The organism is Mycobacterium persicum, from assembly GCF_002086915.1.
Classification (GTDB): Bacteria; Actinomycetota; Actinomycetes; order Mycobacteriales; family Mycobacteriaceae; genus Mycobacterium; species Mycobacterium persicum.
In genome coordinates this window covers 3379872-3403526 of sequence record NZ_MWQA01000001.1, presented here as the reverse complement: position 1 = coordinate 3403526, position 23655 = coordinate 3379872, and the positions used below count along the sequence as shown (strand labels likewise).

The 23655-nt window shown below is 65.5% G+C and carries 23 protein-coding genes; 5 read left to right on the top strand and 18 right to left on the bottom strand.

Annotated elements, in window-relative coordinates:
- Positions 1-12: 12 nt before the first annotated feature.
- On the bottom strand, positions 13-750 hold the full coding sequence (locus B4U45_RS15580; protein WP_116671186.1) for a PE-PGRS family protein: 738 nt from the start codon (positions 748-750) through the stop codon (positions 13-15).
- A gap of 255 nt (positions 751-1005) precedes the next feature.
- Here B4U45_RS15580 and B4U45_RS15575 point away from each other — a divergent pair, with 255 nt between their 5' ends.
- From B4U45_RS15575 to B4U45_RS15565, 3 genes are read left to right on the top strand one after another with little or no spacing between them, the layout of a single operon-like run.
- Positions 1006-1731, top strand: coding sequence for a pirin family protein (locus B4U45_RS15575; RefSeq protein ID WP_075545139.1), 726 nt, complete (start codon positions 1006-1008; stop codon positions 1729-1731).
- A gap of 47 nt (positions 1732-1778) precedes the next feature.
- Positions 1779-3170, top strand: coding sequence for a YhgE/Pip domain-containing protein (locus tag B4U45_RS15570; protein WP_219859434.1), 1392 nt, complete (start codon positions 1779-1781; stop codon positions 3168-3170).
- Between the two features lie 54 nt (positions 3171-3224).
- Entirely contained in the window at positions 3225-4358 is a 1134-nt protein-coding gene (locus B4U45_RS15565) for a phosphodiester glycosidase family protein (protein ID WP_075545137.1), read from the top strand.
- Here the strand turns inward: B4U45_RS15565 and B4U45_RS15560 are convergent.
- The 14 genes from B4U45_RS15560 to fadD5 form a co-directional block, all read right to left on the bottom strand.
- Complete coding sequence (locus B4U45_RS15560) at positions 4351-5058, bottom strand: YoaK family protein (protein WP_075545136.1); 708 nt, start codon at positions 5056-5058, stop codon at positions 4351-4353. The two genes, B4U45_RS15565 and B4U45_RS15560, sit on opposite strands and share 8 nt — an antisense overlap.
- A gap of 23 nt (positions 5059-5081) precedes the next feature.
- The gene (locus B4U45_RS15555) at positions 5082-5885 is read right to left on the bottom strand and encodes a mammalian cell entry protein (protein ID WP_075545135.1); all 804 of its coding nucleotides are present in this window, start codon (positions 5883-5885) and stop codon (positions 5082-5084) included.
- A complete protein-coding gene (locus B4U45_RS15550; protein ID WP_075545181.1) occupies positions 5852-6406 on the bottom strand; it encodes a mammalian cell entry protein in 555 nt (184 codons plus the stop codon). Before B4U45_RS15550 ends, B4U45_RS15555 begins: the two co-directional genes overlap by 34 nt.
- Positions 6403-7380 (bottom strand): RDD family protein, encoded by a 978-nt coding sequence (locus B4U45_RS15545; RefSeq protein ID WP_075545134.1) that lies wholly within the window; start codon positions 7378-7380, stop codon positions 6403-6405. The genes B4U45_RS15550 and B4U45_RS15545 overlap by 4 nt, the downstream gene beginning before the upstream one ends.
- A complete protein-coding gene (locus tag B4U45_RS15540) occupies positions 7377-8153 on the bottom strand; it encodes an Mce protein (RefSeq protein ID WP_075545133.1) in 777 nt (258 codons plus the stop codon). The genes B4U45_RS15545 and B4U45_RS15540 overlap by 4 nt, the downstream gene beginning before the upstream one ends.
- Positions 8123-9679, bottom strand: a complete 1557-nt coding sequence (locus tag B4U45_RS15535) for a virulence factor Mce family protein (protein WP_075545132.1) — start codon at positions 9677-9679, stop codon at positions 8123-8125. The genes B4U45_RS15540 and B4U45_RS15535 overlap by 31 nt, the downstream gene beginning before the upstream one ends.
- A complete protein-coding gene (locus tag B4U45_RS15530) occupies positions 9673-10797 on the bottom strand; it encodes a virulence factor Mce family protein (protein ID WP_241780114.1) in 1125 nt (374 codons plus the stop codon). The genes B4U45_RS15535 and B4U45_RS15530 overlap by 7 nt, the downstream gene beginning before the upstream one ends.
- A gap of 107 nt (positions 10798-10904) precedes the next feature.
- Positions 10905-12512, bottom strand: coding sequence for a virulence factor Mce family protein (locus B4U45_RS15525; RefSeq protein ID WP_075545130.1), 1608 nt, complete (start codon positions 12510-12512; stop codon positions 10905-10907).
- Positions 12509-14098, bottom strand: a complete 1590-nt coding sequence (locus tag B4U45_RS15520; protein ID WP_075545129.1) for a virulence factor Mce family protein — start codon at positions 14096-14098, stop codon at positions 12509-12511. Before B4U45_RS15520 ends, B4U45_RS15525 begins: the two co-directional genes overlap by 4 nt.
- Positions 14095-15135, bottom strand: coding sequence for a virulence factor Mce family protein (locus B4U45_RS15515; RefSeq protein ID WP_075545128.1), 1041 nt, complete (start codon positions 15133-15135; stop codon positions 14095-14097). Before B4U45_RS15515 ends, B4U45_RS15520 begins: the two co-directional genes overlap by 4 nt.
- Positions 15132-16451, bottom strand: a complete 1320-nt coding sequence (locus B4U45_RS15510; protein WP_075545127.1) for an MCE family protein — start codon at positions 16449-16451, stop codon at positions 15132-15134. The genes B4U45_RS15515 and B4U45_RS15510 overlap by 4 nt, the downstream gene beginning before the upstream one ends.
- Before the next feature lie 4 nt (positions 16452-16455).
- Positions 16456-17325, bottom strand: coding sequence for an MlaE family ABC transporter permease (locus B4U45_RS15505; RefSeq protein WP_075545126.1), 870 nt, complete (start codon positions 17323-17325; stop codon positions 16456-16458).
- Position 17326: 1 nt separating this feature from the next.
- On the bottom strand, positions 17327-18103 hold the full coding sequence (locus B4U45_RS15500) for an MlaE family ABC transporter permease (RefSeq protein WP_036395893.1): 777 nt from the start codon (positions 18101-18103) through the stop codon (positions 17327-17329).
- A gap of 246 nt (positions 18104-18349) precedes the next feature.
- Positions 18350-19999 carry a fatty-acid--CoA ligase FadD5 gene (fadD5, locus tag B4U45_RS15495; protein ID WP_075545125.1) on the bottom strand — a complete coding sequence of 550 codons (1650 nt, stop codon included), beginning with the start codon at positions 19997-19999 and terminating at the stop codon, positions 18350-18352.
- A 147-nt stretch (positions 20000-20146) separates the two neighbouring features.
- Between fadD5 and B4U45_RS15490 the strand changes: the two genes are divergently transcribed.
- A complete protein-coding gene (locus B4U45_RS15490) occupies positions 20147-20866 on the top strand; it encodes a GntR family transcriptional regulator (RefSeq protein WP_075545124.1) in 720 nt (239 codons plus the stop codon).
- Here B4U45_RS15490 and B4U45_RS15485 read toward each other — a convergent pair.
- Both B4U45_RS15485 and B4U45_RS15480 read right to left on the bottom strand, forming a co-directional pair.
- Positions 20863-21303: an SRPBCC family protein gene (locus B4U45_RS15485; RefSeq protein WP_036399218.1), complete on the bottom strand. Its 441-nt coding sequence runs from the start codon at positions 21301-21303 to the stop codon at positions 20863-20865. The two genes, B4U45_RS15490 and B4U45_RS15485, sit on opposite strands and share 4 nt — an antisense overlap.
- Before the next feature lie 78 nt (positions 21304-21381).
- Positions 21382-21924 carry an acyl-CoA thioesterase gene (locus B4U45_RS15480; protein ID WP_075545123.1) on the bottom strand — a complete coding sequence of 181 codons (543 nt, stop codon included), beginning with the start codon at positions 21922-21924 and terminating at the stop codon, positions 21382-21384.
- A gap of 14 nt (positions 21925-21938) precedes the next feature.
- On the opposite strand from B4U45_RS15480, the gene B4U45_RS15475 reads away from it, so the two are divergent.
- Positions 21939-23045 carry an alcohol dehydrogenase catalytic domain-containing protein gene (locus B4U45_RS15475; RefSeq protein ID WP_075545180.1) on the top strand — a complete coding sequence of 369 codons (1107 nt, stop codon included), beginning with the start codon at positions 21939-21941 and terminating at the stop codon, positions 23043-23045.
- A gap of 21 nt (positions 23046-23066) precedes the next feature.
- On the opposite strand, the gene B4U45_RS15470 is transcribed toward B4U45_RS15475, so the two are convergent.
- Entirely contained in the window at positions 23067-23624 is a 558-nt protein-coding gene (locus tag B4U45_RS15470) for a hypothetical protein (RefSeq protein WP_075545179.1), read from the bottom strand.
- Between the last annotated feature and the right edge of the window lie 31 nt (positions 23625-23655).

Below are 23655 nucleotides of genomic sequence, written 5' to 3'. Positions count from 1 at the left end.
CGGCAGCGTGGGCTACGGGGACCCGTTCGTTCCGCTATGGCCGAACCATCCGGCGCTGCCGCCTTTGCCACCCGGCTCGCCGCCCGTGCCGTTGCCACCATCACCGCCATTGCCGATAAGAATGGCGTTGCCGCCGCCGCCGCCCCTGGCCCCAACGCCGAAACCGCCGATAGCACCCGCATCGCCGCCGTGCCCGCCGTTACCGATGAATACGCCGCTGCGGCCACCGGCCCCGCCCATGCCGGCGACGCCGTTACCCTCGCTGGCGCCACCGGTGCCACCGGCACCGCCATCGCCGACCCATCTGGCTGCGCCGCCCGCCCCGCCAATACCGCTGGTCCCGCTGCCCAGTAGACCGGCTCCGGCTTGGCCGCCGGTGCCGCCGGCACCACCACTGCCCCACAGTCCGCCCATCCCGCCGACGGCACCGTCACCACCGTCACCCCCGGTATTCGCCGACGAGAGCCCACCTTTCCCACCGTGCCCGCCTTGTCCACCATCCCCACCGCTCCCGAGCAAGTGGCCGCTTCCACCGATGCCACCGAGGCCACCTTTGCCGCCGGTGCTTCCTGGCACATCGGCGGCGGCTCCGCCCGCCCCTCCTGGTCCGCCAGCCCCGCCGTCGCCGAACAGTCCGGCGGCGCCGCCGACGCCGCCCGCCCCCCCGGCGCCGGAGACACTGTTGGGAATCGCGGCGACCTCGGGAGTCCCGCGCGGTGTTTCACGAAACGTCTTGCAACGCCAGCTCACCCGATGTTGGGCAGCGCCGCACCCGCCGATCCCGCCCAAGCGATCAGGTTCCAGCCGGCAGTCGCTACGCGCAGGTTCACCGCGCACCCGTTTGTAGCGCCGCGGAGTCGCTGATGCGCCGCCGTTGTGCCTGGATCAGTTTCTAGGGCAATGCAATTGGTGGATATTCGATCCGCGGCGGCCAGGTGCCGCATGACCGCTGTCCGAGGACGCCTCCGCAGCACGCACCCCTGCCCACGCCGCTACTGTGGGATCATGCCCGCCACGGTGGAGATTCGGCGAGCGGCCGAGCGGGCCGTCACCACGACCTCCTGGCTGACATCTCGGCACTGCTTCTCGTTCGGCGACCACTACGACCCGGACAACACCCATCACGGGCTGCTCCTGGTCAGCAACGACGACGTCGTGCAACCCGGGACCGGATTCGACACCCACCCGCACCGCGATATGGAAATCGTAACCTGGGTGCTGAAAGGTGAACTGACCCATCGGGATTCGACGGGAAACCACGGCGTGATCTACCCCGGTCTGGCTCAGCGCATATCGGCGGGCAGTGGAATCCTGCATTCGGAAAAGAACGAGTCAACCACGCAGCCAGTGCGTTTCGTGCAGATGTGGATAGTGTCCGACCAGACCGGCATTGACCCGGGCTACCAGCAGCACGATATCGGCGATGCCCTGTCGAACCGCGGTCTGGTCACCATCGCCTCGGGCATCAACGGCCACGACGCCGCGATCACGCTGCACAACCGCAGCGCGGCCCTGCACGCGGCGCGATTGCGGCCCGGCGACACGGTCGACGTCCCCCCGGCGCCCTATCTGCATCTGTTTGTCGCCCACGGCCGGGTTGGCCTGGACGGGGCCGGCGCCCTCGCCGAAGGGGATGCGGTCCGCTGCACCGACACTGGGGCCCGGCGGCTCACCGCCGACTGCCCCGCGGAAGTCCTGGTATGGGAGATGCACGCAAACCTGGGGTCCTGAGCCCGTTCTGACACCACATAGAGTTGGCTCGACAGACAGGAGCCCACATGTCTCAATCGCATCCGCGTCATGCCGCACCGAACCCCAAGCGCAGCATCAAGTCGGTTCGGACCGTGCGGTTCTGGGCGGCGCCGATCCTCATCACGCTGGCCCTCATGTCGGCACTGGCAGCCCTGTACCTGGGCGGAATCCTGAACCCGGCGACTAACCTGCGTCACTTCCCCATCGCGGTGGTCAACCAGGACGCCGGTCCCACCGGCAAGCAGATTGTCGAGGGCCTGGTGGCCGGACTGGACAAGAACAAGTACGACGTGCGCGTCGTCTCCCACGACGAGGCCAAGCGGCTACTGGACCGAGCTGAGGTCTACGGTTCGGCCGTCATTCCGCCGACTTTTTCCTCGGGGCTGCGCGATTACGCGATGAGCGCCGTGCAGCCGACCCACGCGGACCGACCTACGATTACCATCTCGACCAATCCGCGTGCGGGCACGCTGGGCTCGAGCATCGCCGCCCAGACGTTGACCCAGGCGATGGCCGTGGTGAATTCCAAAGTCGGGCAACGCCTTACCGCCGACGTTGCGGCGCAGACCGGCGGCGCGCCGTTGGCCGGCGCCGCCGCGCTGGGGCTGACCAATCCGATCGACGTCAAGTCCACGGTGTACAACCCGCTGCCCAACGGAACCGGTAACGGACTGTCGGCCTTCTACTATGCGCTGTTGCTGCTGTTGGCCGGATTTACCGGCAGCATTGTGGTCAGCACGCTGGTGGACTCGATGCTCGGTTACGTACCAGCCGAATTCGGCCCGGTGTATCGCTTCGGTGAGCAGGTCCGTATCTCGCGGTTCCGCACCCTGCTGCTCAAGTGGGGATTGATGACGGTGCTGGCCTTGCTGACGTCGGCGGTGTACCTGGCGATCGCCCATGGCCTGGGCATGCCCATTTCCCTCGGTTGGCAATTGTGGCTCTACGGAGTGTTCGCGATCATCGCGGTAGGCGTCACGTCCAGCTCGTTGATCGCGGTACTGGGATCGATGGGCTTACTGGTGAGCATGTTGATCTTCGTCATTTTCGGGTTGCCGTCGGCGGGCGCCACGGTTCCCCTCGAGGCGGTGCCGCCGTTCTTCCGCTGGCTGGCCACATTTGAGCCGATGCACCAAGTGTTCCTGGGGGTACGGTCGCTGCTCTACCTCGACGGTCACGCCGACGCCGGGCTGTCGCACGCCTTGGCGATGACATCCATCGGTCTGGTCATCGGCCTGCTGTTAGGGGGCATCATCACCCACCTGTACGACCGCAAGGGGTTCCACCGGATACCCGGGGCGGTCGAGTTGGCCATCGCGGCCGAACACCAAGCGCAGCACCAGGCACGGGAACGAGCTCGCGCCGGCGCCGTCGAGAGCTCCCCCGGCTCTGGTGAAAATCCAAGCGAACAAACGTAATTCGAGTGCGGCACAATCGTCACATCGCTGTTACATAAGTTGACAGTGTGACAGATGTGGCTAATTCTGGGATGGCTGCTTCCCGATCGGGCCGAAAGGGCTACCGTGCTGACGCCATCTGCCAGCCTGCGCCGACTTGCGGCTTGTCTTGCCTTGGTGGCTGCATGTGCCACGCTCACGGTCACCATCGGACCACCCGTCGCCCATGCCGCCGACGGTCGGGAGATGCTCGAGCACGCCATCGCCACAACCAAGGGCTCCTACCTGGTGTACAACTTCGGCGGCGGGCACCCGATGCCGCTGCTCAACGGCGACGGTGGCCGCTACGAGATGAACAACGGCGGCCATCTCATGATCATCAAGAATGCGTCGCAGCGCCTGCAGCCGCACCTGCTTGTCGACACCCACACCGGTGACCAGGCACGCTGCGAACACAACGCCGGGGCACGCACCAATGAAGGGCTCTGGCAGGCATCGGAAATCTACGCACCGCTGCAGGCCTGGCAGCGAATGGGACAGCCGACAATCGCGATCAACGCCAACTTCTTCGACGTGCGCCCGCAGAAGGGCGGCTCCTGGCGATCGACCGGCTGCAGTTCGCCACTGGGCGCGTTCGTCGACAATACCCACGGCCAGGGCCGCGCCAACCAGGCGGTCACCGGCACCGTCGCCTACGCCGGCAAACAGGGCCTCTCCGGCGGAAACGAGACCTGGACCTCGCTGACCACGATGATCATCCCGGCCGGTGGTGCGCCATATGTGTTGCGGCCCAAGGGTAGAGAAGACTACGACCTGGCCACTCCGGTGATCCAGGGCTTGCTCGACAAGAACGCGAAGTTCGTCGCCGTCGCCGGGATCGGGCTGTTGTCGCCGGGCAACACCGGCCAACTTCACGACGGCGGCCCGAGTGCCGCGCGTACGGCACTGGCCTACGCGAAGCAGAAAGACGAGATGTACATCTTCGAAGGAGGTAACTACACGCCGGACAACATCCAAGACCTCTTCCGGGGCCTGGGCAGCGATACGGCGATCCTGCTCGACGGTGGTGGGTCGTCGGCCATTGTGTTGCGCCGCGACACCGGAGGCATGTGGGCCGGCGCGGGGACACCGAAGGGCTCGTGCGACACCCGCGAGGTCCTGTGCGACTCTCACGAACGGGCGCTGCCCAGCTGGCTCGCATTCAACTAGTAAGCGCCTGAGGCGTTTTGCGATCCACGGGGCCGTAGCGGAAGACCAGCATGCTCACCGAGATCACGGCGGCGGCCAGTGCGAACACCGGCGCCACGGTCACCCTCGACATGATGGCGCCGAGCAGGGCGCCGCCTAACATCGCGGCGATCACGCTATAGCGCAGCAAGCTTCGGCCACCCGTGCCGCCGGCCAGCCGGCTCTCGGCGCCGATCGCGACGATGGTCGACGTCAACATCGTGGTGCTGAGCTCGCGAATGCCGAACTCCCGAGCGATCGCGTTCTGCAAGCCGAACGTCAACGCGAGCCCACCGATGAGAAACAGCTTGGTGTTGTCGTGATAGTGCAGTACCCCGCTGCCGGCCAGTACTGACAACGTCGCCAGCACCGCGACCTCGGTTCCCAGCGCCGCGCTGATCCAGCGTCGTGGCTCACCGCCGAGCGCCCGAGTCAACCGGCCGCCGATCATCGTGCCGATGACGAAGGTGACCACGGACACCACGCCGGCGACCAGGTCGATACCCGTCTGCGACTTCGGCACCAGGCAAATGCCGAGGAAGATCACGTTGCCGGTCATGTTGGCCACGAACACATGCCCGAGGATCAGCACGCTGATCGCGTCGGCCAAGCCGGTGGCGAAGGTCAGCAACAGCAGCGCGGCGATCGTCAACCGGTGATAGCCGGGCGAGCTGACGGCCATGCGAACCCTCGACCAGGCCGGGGCTACAGGCGAGGCGTCAAATCCAACGAGGTGATCGTCGTCATCCTGGTCACAAACCAGCGGGAGTGATCCCGCTTCATGATCAGCCGGTACGACAGATACTTCATTGCCGGAATGTTCTTGGTCAGCGGGCTGGTGGTGGTGGTGTTCGTGTACACGATGGCCACCGCATTGGGACCATCCAACGATTCGACGGCCACGCCGGTGACCTCGGTGTTATTGGTCACCTTGGCTTGCTTGTTCGGTGCGACGATACTGTCGACGAATTTTCGGTATTGCGCTCCGAAGTCACCGCTGAGGTAGACCGCCGCGCGATCGGCCAGCTTATCCATGTTTTCCGGGGTGTAGGTCCACAACGTGGTGATCGCGTTCGCCGCGGTCCGCGCCACGTTGAGCTTGACGGCCACGACCGCGCGATCGGCCAGGTACGGCTGCAGGGTCGCGCCGGCAAATGCGGCGGAACCCACGAAAAGCGACGCGACGAGTCCGGTGACGACCGCGGCGACTCGCTTTCCGCTGGGGCGTTTCACCTTGCCGGTCAGTCGCTTGAGGAACCCGACGTTACGCCCGGCGCCGTCACCCGCGGCCTCGGTGTCGGTGTCGGTGCCGGACTTTTCGGAATCGGAGTCGCCGTCGGCATTTTCGGACTGATCCTCAGCTGCTGGCGCAGACTCGTCGCCTCCGGGTGCAGCGCCCACCGACTCGGTTGCGCGAGTTGCCTGATCGTCCAACTCGGCTTCGGCGCCGGTCTCGCCGGCGGAGGTCGCCGCGGTCAGATCATCTGCAGCAGGTTGCTGATCTTCCACTGATTCCCTTCCTGCTTAGCCGTGGCAGCCCAACGGTTCGTGTTCTCGAAGACCTCTTTGCCATCGGGTGACTTGGAAGTGACCTCGGTGGCCACCAAAACGCTGGCGGTGCCGTCGTCGTTCCACCGTTCCACGCCCGCATCCAGGACCGTACCCTTGGCGGGCTCTGCTTGAGCGACCTGCAGCAGGATCTCGTTCGCCTTGTCGTGGTACTGCTTGGCGAACTCGCCGGTCGCTTGCGCCAATATCCGCTCGACGTATTCGTTGGCGTGATACGGGTCAACGGTAGTGAACTGCCCCATGAACCATTTCACGTAGTTGACCACCTCGTGCTCGCGGTGCGCGGCCTGATCCCGCGACGCGTGCGCGACCAGCATCAAGCTGGATAGCGTGATCGCCACCGCCATCACCACGGCAGCGGAAATGGCCACGAGCGGGAATACCCACGGTCGTCTCGGCGGCAGTGGGCAGGTGACAAGCAGAAGTCCCTCGCCGGGGTGGAATCTGCGCCGCGGACTCATTTTCCGTCCCCTGGCGGCTTCGGTTTGGTCAGTACGGTCAGGTCGTCAACCCGCCATTGATCGTCGCGGCCCCTTGCGAAGCTGACCCGGACGGTTGCGCTGATATAGCGGATATCGGGCGGCGTGCCACGGCGACCCTGCATGAACAGCAGCATGGTCGCCCGGTTCGGCGTCGCGGATTGGACGGAACTGCCCGTCACCCAGTACTCGTTGAGGACGGGATGCCCCTTCGCGACGGTATCCTGCTGGGCGGCCAGCTGACCGCGGTACCTGTCGGTGGTCAGCGATTGCGCTCGAGCGAAGTCCTCGCGCAACGTTTTCGGGTCGTACGTCAGCATCTGGGAGACCATCTTGGGCCCCTGCGTCGCGAGCTCCGCGCGGGTTCGATCGGCTGCCTTGTCATAGGAGTACACCACCGCGTAGCTCACACCGGCACCGCCGAGGCACAGCCCGGCTGCGGTGATCAGTGCCACCGCCGACCACCGCCGCGCCGTGGCCGGCCGCCCGCCGGGATCAACGCTTCGCACCTCGGTGCGCAATAGCATGTCGGCGAAGGTGCGCCGGTCCGGATCCCACAGCGGCCACAGCCATCCGACCATCAGCGGCACGGTGTCGACCAGGTGGGCGAGGTCGCGCACCATCAGCCGCCACGGGCCGACGGCGTCTCCGTCAGGGCGCACCACCGCGATTCCGCACAATGCGCGGCCCAGGGTCCAACCGCTCAGGGCGGGCGCTAGCCAGCGGTTGACAGACATCAGCAGGGTCACCAAGGCCAGGATGGCGACGCACACCCACCACCATGAGCTGTCCGACGGCACGGTAAACGAGACCAGCGCCAGGGTCGCTACCACCGCGATGCCCGGCAGTACATCAACGGCGACCGCAGCCATGCGCAAATGCCATGGCGCCAAAGCCTTTTCGGCTAAGGCCGGGACGGTCTCGGGGGTCTGGATCTGCTCGACCACCACCGTCACTTGGTCACCTGGTCGAGTTTCGAAATCTTGTACTGGCCGTCCGTAGGTGTCATACGCACCCGCAGCCGGTAGCCCGTTTCCTGATCCTGCGCCTGATCGTTGGACATCCGGACACGCAGCGCGACGAGCACGTCAACCGATCCGTCGGGGTTATTACGCTCGACCGCGGCCCGCATATCGGTCAACTGAACGTGCACGTTGGCGGCCTGGTACGCCTGAACGAGCATGCTGCTGTAGAGCACGGCTTGGGAGCGGTACTGATCGGTGCCGCAGTCGATGATCTTCTGTTCACTGGCGGCCATGGAACTGGTGTCCGGTGCCTGCGTGACCGCGACACAGTCCTTGGCCACCTGAAGCGCTGCCGCGTTGTTGCGCGCTACCACCTCGCTCTGCTGGTGGGCACGTAGCGCCAGATAGCCGCCGGCCCCGATACCGCCGGCGACGAGCACCAACGCCGCGCTGATACCTACCAGCCACCCACGACCCAAACGCGACGGGCGCCGCTCGACGGCCGGCGCCGCGGTTTGGTCCTCACCCGTGGTGTCGGAGATGTCCGGACCTGCTTCGTCCTCGGATTCTGCCGAGTCCTCGTCCATTGCCTCGGCGCTGTCCTCACCGGCTTCCGATTCCGCAGTCAGCTCACCCTCCGTGTCGGGGGTGTCTGAGCCGGTGTGAGCCTCGGATTCGGCCGAGTCCTCGTCCGTTGGCTCGGGGCTCGACGAATTATCCGCGTCGATGGGGTTCAGCCGGCTGGCGCCAGCATCTCCTTCCATCCGTCGTCTCCTGTTTTGGTCGAGTTTTCGACGGAGTATCTGACTCCGTCGGGCCCTACCAGTTCACCGCTCTGAGGGCTGTAGACCGCCGTTGGCGGCCCGCCCGGAGTGTAGACACAGGGGTTGGGCTGCTGTCCGTTGCACTGCACAGTACCCGAACCGGGCCGCTGCAGCGGGTCACTGACCGGCGGCGGCGTCCCGCCCGGAGGCAGTCTATCGGCCGGTGCCGGGTTCATCCCGTTATTGACCGATGGCGCCGGGATCACCAAGCCGGGCTTGACCGGCTGATCGCAGCGCGCCGCCGGCGCCGGGCAGGTCAACAGCTGGTTGGGGTCGCCGTACCACGGATTGGTACCCGCCGGCACGTATGGTTTCGGGTCGCGGCACTCCCGCGGCGTCGCCGCTCGCTTGCCCGGGACGTCAACGCACGGAATGTTGCGTGACCCGCGCACGCTGTTGGCCGGGGTATCCATCGGAATCTTGCAGTACGTGCCTGTCGGCAACGGCTGCAGGCTGGTGTCGGCAAAAGATCGCCACTCCGAGGCAGGGATGAACCCGGTCAGACACGGCGGCGGCTGGTTGATCGCCAACGCCAGGTCCAGGGCGGCCATGTTGGGGAACGGCGCGGCCACTGTCTGCGCGATCGAAGCACCCTGCGGCAAGAACACCAACACCTGCTCGACGCCCTTGTGGTAGCGCTTGAGCAAGTCGAACACCACTTCGAGGTTCGCCAGCGTCTGCGGCAGCGAATCACGCACGTCGGTGAAGACCTCGTTCAGCTGGTCAGCGGTCGGAGCTGATTGGGACAGAATGCTCTTCACGTTCTGGTCCCGTTTCGCGGTCTGAGCGGCCAGCGTGTTGAGGTTGCGCGCCCAGCGTTCGATCGCGTCGCCCGAGGTGACTTGGCTTTGCAGGATCGGGCCGGAGTGGTCGATGATGTCGTTGACGTCGTTGATCTGGGTGCGGAAGTCACCGACGATCGCCTGCGTGGCGTCGACCAGCCGTTGCAGGGCGGGGCCCAAACCACCTACGGCTTGCGCCGTTTCGTCGAGCAGCACGGGGATCTTGTCCGCCGGCAACACCTGAAGGCCGCGGTTAGCGGTGTCCAGGGCCGGCCCGATCTCACTGGGCACCGTCCCCTTGGTGATCGTCTGTCCGGGCGAAAAGACCTTGCCCGGGTTGCCTGTCGACACCAAGTCCAGGTACTGCTCACCGACCGCCGATACCGAATGCACGTTCGCCGACGCATCGACCGGAATCTTGTAGCGGCTGTCAATGCTCATCGTCGCCTCGGCGCCGGTGGGCGTCGGCTCCACGTCGGTGACCTTGCCGATGGTGACGCCGCGATAAGTCACGTTGGCCGTCGGGTAAAGGCCACCCGATGCCGGCAGCTCCGCCTTGAGCGTGTAGCGGCCGATGCCCGCCAGCGATGGAATCCGCAGGTAGTAAACCCCCAGGACCAACAGTGAGACCACGGTCAGGACCGCGAACACGATCAACTGGCGTTTGATGAAGGGAGTCAGCATTGCCGGTCGCCCCTTTCCACCAGCGGTCCGCCGGGCGCGTCGTTCGGGTTCGGCGTGTAGCGGACGTCGGGGATCATCGTCTCGGGATCGCGACCGAAGGACTGCTCGAGCGCGCGCAAGGCTCCGGAAAAGCCGGTGCCGGTGAGCAAGGCGTTGTCCATGGCGCTGAAGGTCACGTCAATCGTGGCCGACACGTTCTGGTAGTCGCCGCGGAACAGCTTCGGCACGGTATCGATGTCGTACGGCTGAGTGAGAATCAGCTTCAGCGCGCCGATCAGATACTGCGACCCGCGGCCGAGTTCCTTGAGCGGGCATTGCAGCGCCTGCAAGTCGGTATGCAGCGGGCCACGCGCCTCCGACAGGTATTGGTCGGTGACCTGGGTGAGCTGTCCCAACGCGTCGACGGCGTTGATGAGCAGGTCACGTGTGTCGGCGAAGTGCTTGATCAGCGGCGGGATGTCGGTCAGTACCCGGTCCAGCACATCGGATCGGCGACCCACGTACACCAGCAAACGGTTGGTGGAGTCGATAGCGTGGGTGATGTCATCGCGTTGCTGGTTGAGCTGGTCGGTAAAGGTGTCCAGCTTGGTCAGGAAGGCCCGAATCTGGTCGGCCCGCCCGTGGAAGATGTTGTAGACCTCGTTCTGGAGCACCTCGAGATTCGGGATGCCGCCACCGCGCAAAATCATCGAGATGCTGGCCAATGTTTGCTCGGTGTTGGGATATGCGGAGGAGTTCTTCAACGAAATGGTGCAATCCTGCTTGCGGTGCGGCGGCGGGCACAGCGGCTGCGGCGACGGATCCGGCGGCGCCGCGAGCTCCACATGCTGAGAACCCAGCAAACTGGTCTGGCCAATCTTCGCGGTGGCGTTCCTCGGTAGCTTGACACCTTTGTCGATCCCCAGCTTGAGGGTCGCTATCCAGTTCTCCAATCTGATGTCACGTATCGAGCCGACCGTGACGTCGGCGACCATCACCTTGCTGTTGCCGTTGATCGCCAGCGTGTCGGGCACCTGCACATAGAGGACGTACGACCCGTCCCCGGTGCCCGGACCACCCGGAATCGACACATTGGAGATCCCGCGCCAGCCGCACGAACTCAGCATCAGCGCGACCATCAGCAACGCCAACGCCTGCCAGGCGCGGTGACGGACGCGTCCCACGGCTCGCCGCGGTGTCCACTGGCTCGGCTTGCTCTTCGCGCGTACCGCGCTCATCGCGCCCCTCACTGGCCTGCTCCTGCCTCAGCGGGAAGTGGAGCGCCTACCGGCGCGGGCGCCGCGCCTGGACCGGGCGTCGGGGCAACCGGTCCCGGGATCACCCCCGGGCCAGGCGGCGGCGGCTGGATCGGCACCGGTGCCTGCAAACCGATCGGCGGCAACACCGGGTACTCGTCATAGGCGTTCGGCGGTCCGGGTGGCGTCTGCAAGGTGGACTGAACGGGCGGGATGTCCGGGCCTCCCATGAGTTCGGCCAGCGACTCGGGGGTCATCAGACCCGCGGTGATCGGCCCTACCTGCTGCCCCTGCATGCCGGGGGCGACAATCCAGCCCGGCTGGGTGTTGCGGTGCGACAACGGAGTATCCGGCACCCAGATCCCCGGGACGGTGGTGTCCTTGTACCCGTTTGGCGGCTGCAACCGCGGCTCGGAGTAGGCGACCTGCTTGGGCAGCACTTCGGCGGTGCTGAAGAAGTTCACCCCGAACGGGAAGTAGTTGAACTTGATCGCATCCAGGATCGGCGCCAGGTACTGCGCACACAACTCAGCGGACTCCTGATATCCAAGTCGGCTGGCGGCCTGAATAGAGCTGCAGACGAACTGCATCGGGTTGGCAAAGGATGTGATCTCCGGGATGGCCACGACGGACCCGTGCGACGGATGGTAGATCTGGTTGACGTTCGACGCCGCCGTCGGCAGCACGTGCAAGGCGGTCTCCAAGCCGTTCAACGGCTCGGGTTGCAGCAGCGTGTTGGTCGCCTCGGCCAGGTTGTTGACATCGTGAGTCAACACCTCGCGGTTCTTGTCGAGGAACGGCCGGATCGTCGTCAGCAAGCTGTCGAACTGCTGTAACGCATTGGAAAGGGCTTGGTCGGAGCTGACCAGCCGGCCGGTGAGGTCGGCCAGGTTCTGGTTCAACGCCACGAACTGCTGGTCGTCCTGGTGCAGCGCGTTGACGAACAGCGCCAGGCTGCGGACCACCGCGAAGAAGTCGCCACGGCCTTCGTTGAGCGCGGTCAGCGCGCGCGACAGGCTGTCCAGCGTGGTGTTGAATTGCTTGCCCTTGCCTTCCAGCCCGTAGGCGAAGGATTCGAGTACCTCACCGAACGGTCCCTTGGGCTGCTGCGGGGTGGGGCCGAGCTTGTCGATGATGTTGGTGATGCTGTTGCGCAGCTCGTCCCACTCCACCGGCACCTGGGTGCGCTCGATCGGAATGACCGCGTTGTCGGCCAGCACCGGGCCGCCTTTGTAAGGCGGCTCCAGCTGGATCGAACGCGACGCCACCAGGGTCGGGTTGAGGATCACCGCCGAGGCGTTGGCCGGCACCTTGTACTGGTTCTGATAGTGGAAGGTGACCTTCATCTTGTCGCCGGCCGCTTCGATGCTGTCGATCTTGCCCACCTGCAGGCCCATGATCTGGACCTTGTCACCGGGGTACAGCGCATTTGCGGCAGGGAAATACGCAACCACGGTGTTGTTGGTCAGCTTCTGGTAGAGCCGCCAGCCGACAAACGCCGCCACCAGGGCCAAGATCACGATCAGCGTTCCGATGATCACCGTCGCCCGCGTCATCCTCGGAAGCCGCAGGTTGCGGATGTCAAAGACGGTGCTCAATTCTGGCTCCCTCCAGTCACACCGCTACCGCCGGTGCCTCCTGGGTTGATATAGGGGTCGGGCAGCTGCGGCCCCGGCCCGGGCGGCGCGGGCGGACCCGGCGGTAGCCCTGGCGCGAACGTCGACGGCGGAGGTGTCGGGCCGGCCGGCGCCAGTTGCTCGGTGCGCGCCCCCGGCGGAGCGTTCGGTGGCAGCGGCACCGGGGTACCCGGAACGTCCGGCGGCGGGTCGCCCGGACGCCCCGCGATCGGGATGCCCGGTGTCGGCGGCAGGCCGTTCGGGTTCGGTGGGGACGCCTCGACATCCAGCGGCGCCGGGAAGTTCGGCCCCCCGAACGGGCCGAGGAGTGCGCCAGCGCAGGGCAGCGGGTTCCATGGCCGCGGCAACCCCTCGTCGCCGACCGTGACATTGCCGCCGGGATTGGCCGGCGTGTACGAGCAAGGTGAACCGGGCGGGACGGCCGGCCCCGGGTGCTCGGGCGTGCCCTCCAGCACACCCGGCGCCGGCGGCGGCGCGCCGTTGGGGAAGCGGGTGCCGTTGGGATCGGGCCAGCGGAATTCCGGCAAGCCGGCACTGCGCCAGAAATTCTCCGGGTCCAGGCCACGCTTCTTGAATGCGGCGTCGATGAACGGCTGCAGAATCTGCCCCGGAACCAGGTTGTGGATGACCACTTTGAAGAAGGGCCCGGACGCGATTGACTCGTTCAGCGACGGCAGGAATCCGCCGACCATCAGGAGCCCGTTTGCCAGGTCGTCTTTGCGCTCAACCAGGATGTCGCTGACCTGACGCAGCTGCTCGAGCACATGGTTGAGATTCGGGTTGTCGTTGATCAGCCCCTGCACCTGGGCCGAGAACGACGCGATGTTGGCCAGGAGTGCGTCGATGGCGCGCCCGCGTTCGTTGAACGCGGCGATCAACGTCTTGGCGTTGACCAACAGCCGGTCCACCTGCTGGCTGCGGTCCCCCAGGATGCTGGCCACCTGGTTGGCCTGCGCCAGCAGGTGCTGGATCTCCTCGTCGCGCTTGCCGATGGTGTCGGAGAACTTGGCCACGCCCTCGAGCGTGGCGCTCAGATGCGGGTAGGTCTGGTCGATGGTCTGCGACAACACATGCAGCGACTGCTTGACCGTGTCGATGTCCCAGCCGGTGGCCGCCTTGGTGACATCGAAGAAGGCGTCATAAATCTGGTACGGAGTGGTGCTCTGGCCCAATGGCAACGTGCCCCCCGGGCGCAGCGGCTGGTTGCCGCGCGCCTCGATCTCGAGGACCTTCTTGCCGAGGATGGTGTCGGTTCGGATCGCCAGCCGGCTTTCGGTACCGATGACATTGGTGCCGACCGAGAATTTGATCTTGATGTGGTCACCGTCGATCGACAGGGCCTCGACCTTTCCGACATCCATGCCGGCGATGCGCACCTTGTCACCCTTGTTGAGACCGCCGGAGTCGGTGAACTGCCCGTAGTAGCTAGGTCGTGCGAACAACATGGGGACGCTAGTGAAGCTTTGACCGACGGCGACGACGATGATCATCACCACGATGCCCATGAGGCCGATACGAAGCCGATTGGGAGGTTCCAGCGTTCTCATTGTGGCGTGCACCTACCCGTCGGCTGGGTGAAGAGCCGGACCGTACGCACCGGTCCGCCGGGCTGCAGCCCATTGATTCTGAGGCTGATATCGCAGGAGTAGAAGTTCACGAAGTCCCCGTAGGACCCGATGGTGCGCCCGATCATGTTCAGCGCGGTCGGGACCTTGTGCAGGAAATCGTTCAACTCCTGACGCTGGTCGATGAGCGGCTGCTGGACGGCGTCGAGGTAGTTGACGGTCTTGTGCAGCAGTGCGCGGTCCTCGGCCAGCAGATCGGCCACGGTCCCGGCGGCGTTGCTGATATGCACGACGCCGTCCGCCAACTGAGTACGGTGGTCCTTCAACCCGGTGATCAGCACCTCCAGGTTGTTGACGGTCTGATCGAAGTCCTTGCGATGGCGAACCGTGGTGTCCAGCACGGTGTTCAGGTTCTTCACCACCTCGCCGATGGCTTGGTCGCGTTCGGCGATCTGTGAGGTCAGCTGCGCGGTCTGGTCGAGAATGTCGTTGATGGTGCCGCCCTGACCCTGAAACACGGTGATCAGCGCCGAGGCGATGGTGTTGACCTTGTCCGGGTCCAGCGCCCGGAACACCGGCTTGAAACCGCCGATCAGTGCGTCGAGGTCGAGCGCCGGCGAGGTACGCGATAACGGAATGAACCCACCCGGTCGCATGACCCGGTCGCTGCCCTCGCCGTCACCACGCTTGAGCTCCAGGTATCGATTGCCGATCAGGTCGAGGTAGCGGATCTGCGCCGTGGTCGATTGGTAAAGAGGTATCGAGCGGTCGACGTCGAAATCCACCCGGACCCGTTTGCCGCCGTCTACCAGCGACACGTTTTTGACCTTGCCGATCTCCACCCCCGAGGCGCGGACGAATTGTCCGGCCCGCAGCCCGCTGACGTTGCTGAACTCAGCGGAGTAGCCGTAGGTGCGGTCGAAGCGGATCTGACCGAAAACGATGACGATCATCACGCTGAACAGCACCAGCACCAGTGCGAAGGCGCCGAGTTTTATTGCAGTACCGGTGATTTTCATGGGTTGATCGTGTTGTCCCCTACTTGACGGCCCCAGACGTATTCGATCGCGTAGGGCGAACCGGTCTCCAGGTGGTTATAGGGAGCGATGCTGTTGCCGGTGTCCATCACCAACTCGGGCGCCGGCCAGAAATCGTGGGTGATCTGCTGCCAGCAGCCCGGCGCACCACCGGGGCCGCCATGTGCGTTGACCCGCGGCAGGTTTTCCGGATACATGTAGGGATTCGGTGCGCCGCCGACCACTCCGGCGGCCAGCCCGCCGATCTGTGACAGCAGCAGCGGCACCAGCGACGTCGGATTCAGCATCAATCCCAACCCGGACAGCAGCTCGCTGTGCGTGGCCAGCGAATAGCCGTTGCCGCCGAGGAAAGTGGCGGCCTTGGGCTCGATGTCGTGATAGTTGCGCAATGTGCAATACAGCTCCGGGCTGTAAGTGTCCAGCAACTGAGCACTGGGCACCAGGTCGGCGGCGCCACGCGCCAGATACGGGCCACCCCGGCCGAAAACGTCCGCGCCGGTGTTGCCGAACCCGACCGCCGCCAGCAAAGCGGCATCCAATTCGCGCTGATGCTGGTTGATGGTGCGCGCCGTCGGCACCGAATTGTCAAGGAAGTCGAACAAATCCGGCGACGCGTTGGCGTAGACGTCGCCGAGCGCCGCCAACTGCTGAATGTCGCGGCGGGCCTGCGGCATCCGCGGGTTGACGTCATCGAGAATCGCGTTGGCGTTGACGATCGATTGCCCGAAGCGATCGCCCAATCCGGTCAGCGCCTGCGCGGCCGCGCTGAGCGTCAGATTGAGCTTGACCGGGTCCACCTTCTCGGCAATCGAGGTGATGGTCTGGAACAAGGTATTGATCTCGGTCGTCACGCCGACGGCATTGATGACGCTCTTGGGGGTGAGGTGACCCTTCGAGATGACATTGCCGCGGTCGTCTCGTGGCGTCGTCAGCGACACATACTTGCCGCCGAACACCGTCGTCGCCTTGATTTGCGCGTTGACGTTTTCCGGTACCAGCGACAGGTACTTCGGATTCACGTTCAAGACGAACTTGGCGGCGGGTTTGCCGTCGCGGGTGATCTCCGAGATGCTGTCGACCCGGCCGATCTGCACGCCGTTGTAGGTGACCTTCGAGCCGGGATCCATCACCAGGCCGGCTCGGTCGGAAAACATCGTCAGCTTGACCTTCGGGGTGAAATCCCCACGAAACTGCAGGTAGACCAACACGAATATGACGAGCGCGAGCACCAGAAAGACGACGCCCGCCGTCTTGTACGGCGGATCGCTGACCTTGTTGACCTTGGCCGGCATCGTCATGGCGCTACACCGTCAGTGCGAAGTTGGGGTCGACGCCGTAGAGCGCCAACGCGGCGGACAAGACGACCACGGGAATCGAAACCAGCGAGAAACGCATCGATCGGCCGACGGCCTCGCCGACACCGACGGGGCCGCCGCCGGCGCTGTACCCGTAGTAGCAGTGACTGACCATCACCACCGCGGTGATGATGATCGCCTCCAGAAACGACCAGAAGACGTCGTCGGGCCGCAGGAACGTGCGGAAGTAGTGCTCGTAGGTGCCGGTCGACTGGCCATAAAGCACCGTCGTGGTGATCTGCGGGGACAGGAACGCCATGATCATCGCCATCGCATAAAGCGGGATGATCACCGTCAGCCCTGCCAGGATCCGGGTGGTCGCCAGGAAGCAGACCGACTTGATGCCCATCACTTCCAGGGCGTCGATCTCTTCGCTGATTCGCATTGCGCCCAGCTCGGCGGTGGCACCGGCGCCGACCGTTGCCGCCATGGCCACACCGGTGACCACCGGCGCGGCGATGCGGACGTTGATCAGCGCGGCGAAAAAGCCGGTGAACGCCTCCACACCGATGTTCCCCAGCGACGCGAAACCCTGGATGGCGACCAGCGAACTGCCGGACAACGTCACAAAACCGACGATCGCGGCGGTGCCGCCGACCACTGCCATCGCACCGGTGCCCATTCCGATCTGAGCGATCAACCGAAGGGTTTCCTTGCGGTAGCGGCTCAGCGCAAACGGGACGTTCCCGAGACTGACCAGCGTGAACCAGGCCAGTCGGCCGGTCGTGTCCAGTCCGCGGATCGCGGCCCCGCCATATCGGTTCAGATTGGCGGTGGCCCTGGGGAATCGGGCGCGCAATACCGCAGAAGTCGCCATGTCAGTGCCCCGTCCCGAACCGGACGCCGACCGTGGTCAGCACCACGTTGACCGCGAAAAGTGCGACCACGCAGAGCACGACGGTCTCGTTGACGGCGGTGCCCAAACCCTTGGAGCCACCCCGGACGGTCAGCCCGCGGTAGCAGCCGACCAGCCCGGCGATAAGTCCGAACGTCGCCGCCTTGACCATTGCGATGACCACCTCCGGCAGGCCGGTAATGGTGGTGAGCGTGGCCAGGTAAGCCCCGCCCGACACGTTTTGCAGATAAACACCAAACAGATAACCGCCCACCAGCCCGACGGTGATCACCAGGGCGTTGAGCAACGTGGCGATGAGCGTCGCGGCTATGACCCGGGGAACGACGAGCCGGTGGATGGGGTCGATGCCCAGCACTTCCATCGCGTCGATCTCCTCACGGATGGTGCGGGCACCCAGATCGGCGCAGATGGCCGTCGACCCGGCGCCGGCCACCACCAGCACCGTGACCTGCGGGCCGAGCTGGGTGACGGCTCCGATCGCCGCGCCGGCACCGGAGAGGTCGGCGGCGCCGAACTGGGCCAGCAGCACGTTGAGCGTGAAGATCAGCAGGACGGTGAACGGCACCGAGACCAAGATGGCCGGCAGCAGCGCGACCCTCATGATGAACCAGCACTGCAGGATGAACTCGCGCCATTGGAATGGCCGGCGAAACAGCGCCTTTCCGGTCAACACACACATCCGGAAGAATCCGCCGACGAGTGTGAGGGGCGTTTCCAACTGGTCCCGCAGATAGCCCATCAGGTGCGGACGCGTCGAGGTCGTCGTCACTGTCGCCTCCTCACCGTGGGACCGCTCGGGTTGCGGCGTAACGGCCGATCATGTCGCACGCCTTCCTCCTTGCCCCATCCCTAGGTGTGTGACCGTCGGCTCCCTACCTGCAGGTAGTAACGGAGACCACAGGAATGTACCTGATGGCCGTCGGCGTGTGAACCGCATCCTCACAATTAACCCTCCGTCAACAGCGGGCAGCCCGCAAAGCTCCTGTCAGTCGTCCTCTCTAGTCGTTGAATGCATTGGCACAGAACGATTTTCGAAGCTCTTGCGAGCCCCGTAGCGCAACCGCAATTCGGTTTTGAGCACCTTCCCGGCAGGGTTGCGGGGCAGGGCCTCGACGATCTCGAGCGCCTTCGGGTGCTTGTAGCGCGCGAGCCGCTCGGTCAGGTACTCAGTTAGGTCTTCGATCCGCAGGGGCGCATCCGTTACAGCCGCGATCGCAACCGGCACCTCGCCCCACTTTTCGTCGGCCCGGCCGATCACCGCAACCTCGGCGATACCAGGGTGGCCGGCCAGAACGTTTTCCACCTCGGCGCAGTAGATGTTCTCGCCGCCGGAGATGATCATGTCCTTCTTACGGTCGACCACCCAGACGTAGCCGTCGGAGTCCATCCGAACGAGATCCCCGGAATGAAACCAGCCGCCGGCGAACGCTTCCGCGGTGGCCTCCGGGTTGTTCCAATAGCAGCTCATCAATGTTGGTGCGCGGTAGACGATTTCACCCACCTCACCGACGGGGACGTCGTTCATCTGGTCGTCGACCACGCGGGCGGTGACCGTGGGGATCACCTTGCCGACCGAGCCGCGCTTACGGATCGCGTCTTCGCCGAGCAGCATGCAGGTGACCGGCGACATCTCGGTCTGGCCGAACGCGGCCAGAATCTGCGTTCCAGGAAACACCTCCGACATCTGCCGCAACAACGCGTCCGGCGCCGGTGCGGCCCCCCATGACATCACCCGCAATTTCAGGTTGCGCGGCCTTGCCTGCTGCTCGGCGCACACCGCCTGCCATTGCGCAGGCACCAGAAAGATGCCGGTGACCCGCTCCGCGGCCAGCACGTCGAGCAGTTGACCGGGATCGAACGCGCCCAGCGGGTACAGCACGGTGGGGACACCGAGCAACATCCCGGTCAGCATGTTGCCGATCCCGGCGATGTGGAACAGCGGGACACCGATGAAACCGACGTCGCTGCCGATGTTGGCGCCGCTGGTGTACAGCGCGGTTATCGCCTGCCCGGTGAGATTGGCGTGCGTGAGCACCGCGCCCTTCGGCCGGCCGGTGGTCCCCGAGGTGTACATGATCAGCGCCGGCGAATCGTTGGGGATGTCGACGGGTGCGGGCGGGTCCCCCGTTTCGTCCACCAGATCGTCGTAACCCTGCACGGCGTCGTCGGATGCGCCGCCGGCCACCACGATCGTGTCCACCAGCGGTCGGATGGCACGGACAGCGGTGGCCACCGGTGCCAGCACCCCCTCGGTGATCAGCACCCGCGGTGCGCAGTCCGCCACCAGCAAGGCGATCTCTGTCGGGGTGAGCCGGAAATTCAGCGGCACCGCGATGGCCCCGAGCATGTTGGCCGCCAACACCGACTCGATGAACTCGGTGCGGTTGAGCATCAGGATCATCACCCGGTCGCCGAAGCCGACCCCTCGACGGCTCAACGCACCGGCCAGCGCGGTGACCCGGTAGCGCAGGTCAGACCACGTCACGGTGTGACCCAGAAACCGCAGTGCCGTCGCCTCGGGCTGCATCAGGGCATGCCGCTGCAGCTGGTTGACCCAGTTTTGCCGGCGGGCCAGATAGGGCTGCTCCAGGCCGGCTGCGGCCTGGTTCAGATCACTGACCAGTTGCGCGGTCAACTGTGCGATCCCTTCACTCCTGCACCGCTTGCGTCACGCTGATATTTGATAAAACATGGTGTTATCTGGGTCACATTAACGGGCCCAGTGGCCCTAAAACAAGACCCGCAAAGCCCCGCCACGCCCCCGAAAGTCCTGGCAGGCCACATGAACGCTCCGCTGTCCGCCCGTCCGCGAAGCCGGCGGCCACTGCGCCGGGCGCAGTTGTCCGACGAGGTGGCCGGCCATCTGCGGGCGGCGATCATGTCGGGGACGCTGCGTCCGGGCACGTTCATCCGCCTCGACGAGACCGCGGCCGAACTCGGGGTCAGCATCACCCCGGTTCGTGAGGCCCTGCTGAAGTTGCGTGGTGAGGGCATGGTGCAGCTGGAGCCGCACCGCGGTCACGTGGTATTGCCGCTGACCAGGCAGGACATCGACGACATCTTCTGGCTGCAGGCCACCATTGCCAGGGAGCTTGCCGCCGCGGCGACCGCCCGGATCACCGACGTCGAGATCGACGAACTGACCCGCATCAACGACGGGCTGGCCGCCGCCGTCGGGTCCGGTGACGCCGAGACCATCGCGACACTCGAGTTCTCGTTCCATCGCGTTTTCAACCAGGCCAGCCACCGGATCAAGCTGGCCTGGTTCCTCTTGAATGCCGCCCGCTACATGCCGGCGCAGGTGTTTGCCGCCGATCCGCGCTGGGGCGCGGCCACCGTGGACAATCACCGGCGGCTGATCGCGGCGCTGCGTCGCCGGGATGCGGCCGCGGTCACCGAGCACACCGTCTGGCAATTCACCGACGCCGCACGACGACTGACCGAAACGCTGGACCGTAACGGAATCTTCGGCCAAGCCGACCGGGTTGCCCCGTACCCCTAGCCGGTGGCCAGGTTCTCGGCCCGCTGTTTGAGGTTCTCGGCGAGCTGCTCGAGGACGTTGTTGAGCAGCATCTTCACCATGGGCGCGGGCACCGGCAGGCTGGGCTCGACGTCGATGTCCACCGTCAGCAAGCTGTTGGCGCCGGTCTCCACCACGCTGAACAGCTGTTCCTGCTTGAGAAACAGGTCGCCCTGCTGCATGACCGTTTGAATCTGATTCTCGCCCGGGTAATACACGGCGTGGATATAGATGCCCTCGAAGCCCTGGATCGCGGTGTCGAGCCGCACCTGGCTGGGACGCCCGTCGTCGTAGCGGTGCAGCACCCAGGCGCCCTTGATCCCTTCGTTCCATTCCGGGTACCGCTCGATATCGGCGACGATGCCCATGATCGCTACGGCGTCCGCGCTGACCTCGACGGTCTTGCTCAAAACTGGCATTGGCGAAGCATACCCGGGTAGCCGGCGGGCGCTGACCGTGCCGGTCCCGGCCTGATTTCGGGTGTGGCCCGGCCTATTTCACGCCGGCCTTACTCCGTCCTCACGCCGGGTTCGCGCGGGCCGCACGCAAGCTGTCGCCAGCAACGAGCGGATGGCCTCCGGGATCGGAACGGGTTTGCGGGTGGTCCGGTCGACGTAGACGTGGACCCAGTGGCCCAGCGCGGTGATCGGCTGCGCCCGGTCGCTGTCGGTTTGCTGGCCGGCTTTGAACACGCCGAGTCGGTAGGTGACGCTGCTGCGGCCCAGTCGGGTGACCGCCAGGCCCACGACCAGCTGTTGCGGGAAATGCAGTTCGGAGAAGTAACGACAGCCCGATTCGGCGACGATGCCCAGCGACGACGTGGAGAGCGGGTCGAGGTTGGTACCCGTGTTGATCCAGGCGTTGATCGCGGTGTCGAAGAGCTGGTAGTAGACGGCGTTGTTGAGGTGGCCGAACATGTCGTTGTCAGCCCAGCGGGTGAGCACCGGCCACAGCACCGGGAAGTCGTCGCTGGTGAGGTTCTGCGGCGCAGGCGTTTCGGGCACCGACGGGACCGATGGAACTTTCGATGTCGAAGCCATGGTTGTATTCCAGCATGTTTCACATCCGCGGCGCGGTGCTCGAGCGGATCGGGTCGCCTCGCCCGTACGTCGAGTCGCGGCCGATCGGTGTTGCCGACCTCGATCTGGAAGCGCCCGGCGGCGATGAGGTGCTGGTCCGCATCGAGGCCGCCGGCGTATGCCACTCCGACCTGTCGGTGGTCAACGGCAACCGGGAGCGGCCGGTGCCGATGTTGCTCGGCCATGAGGCCGCGGGAATCGTCGAGCAGGTCGGTGATCGGGTCGACGACGTAGTCGTCGGCCAGCGAGTCGTGCTGGTTTTCCTACCGCGGTGCGAACACTGCGCGGCATGCGCGACCGAGGGCATGACGCCGTGTCAGCCGGCCGGCGCGGCCAACGCGGCCGGAACATTACTGGGCGGAGCTATCAAACTCAGCCGGGACGGCCACCCGGTGTACCACCACCTCGGCGTCTCGGGATTTGCCACCCACGCCGTGGTCAATCGGGCCAGCGCCATCCCGGTACCCGACGATGTGCCGCCGCGGGTGGCGGCCCTGCTCGGCTGCGCGGTGCTGACCGGCGGAGGCGCCGTTCTCAACGTGGGTAACCCGCGACCGGGACAGTCGGTCGCCGTCGTCGGACTCGGGGGTGTCGGGATGGCGGCGGTTCTCACCGCCCTCACTTATCCCGACGTCCGCGTCATCGGTGTCGATCAGATTCCGGAAAAACTTTCCACTGCAACGACACTCGGCGTCCATGACACCTATACGCCGCAGCGGGCCATCGATGCCGGGGTCAAGGCGAACGTGGTCGTCGAGGCCGTCGGTCACCCCGGCGCGCTGGAGACCGCGATCGCACTGACCGCCCCGGGCGGCCGTACCGTTACCGTCGGGCTGCCGCCCCCCGACGCGCGGATCAACATCTCGCCGTTGGGGTTTGTCGCCGAAGGCCGGTCGCTGATCGGCAGCTACCTCGGTTCGGCGGTTCCCAGCCGCGACATTCCCCGGTTCGTGTCGCTGTGGCGGTCCGGCCGGCTGCCGGTGGAATCGCTGGTGTCGTCGACGATTCGGTTGGACGACATCAACGCGGCGATGGACCATCTGGCCGACGGCACGGCGATCCGCCAGCTCATCACGTTCTGACTCTGCGGGCTCAGGCCGGCACTAGCCCCACCACTGCGTATCGCTGAACAGCGTCTCGACCGACTCGACCGAACCGCAGGGGATTCCGGCCGCCTTCAGCGCCTGACCCTTGAACGCCCGCGCGGCCGCGCTAAGCACATGCTGCACCGGGCTGATCGTGCGATTCAGCCCCCAAGGCCACTCGTCACCCCACAGCGCCACCTCGCCCGACCGGTGCTCGAGCGCCTCGAGCATTAGGTTCCGGACGCGATCGTCCGACGCCAACGCAGCGGCGCTGACGGCCAGGCTCTGACCCCATGGCCCCCATGGGCGAGGCTCGGTCAGTCCGGTCTCCAGGTCCGCGGTCCGGGCCCCGAGGATCCGCAGCGGCCGGGTACCGTCGCCGCCCGGCAGCAGTACCGTCACCTCCCAACCGGCCATCACCCGGTCGTACAACCAGCCCCCGGCGGCATGCACCACATCGACAGCACTGGTGGCCACCACCTCGAGCCGGTAACGCAGACACTCCGTGTCGGTCCGCGGCCCCCGGTGCACATCTGTCGCCAGGTAATCGCTGATGCCGAAAGTGGGAGTGATCATCGGTTCATTCCTCGTGCGTGGACCACATGCG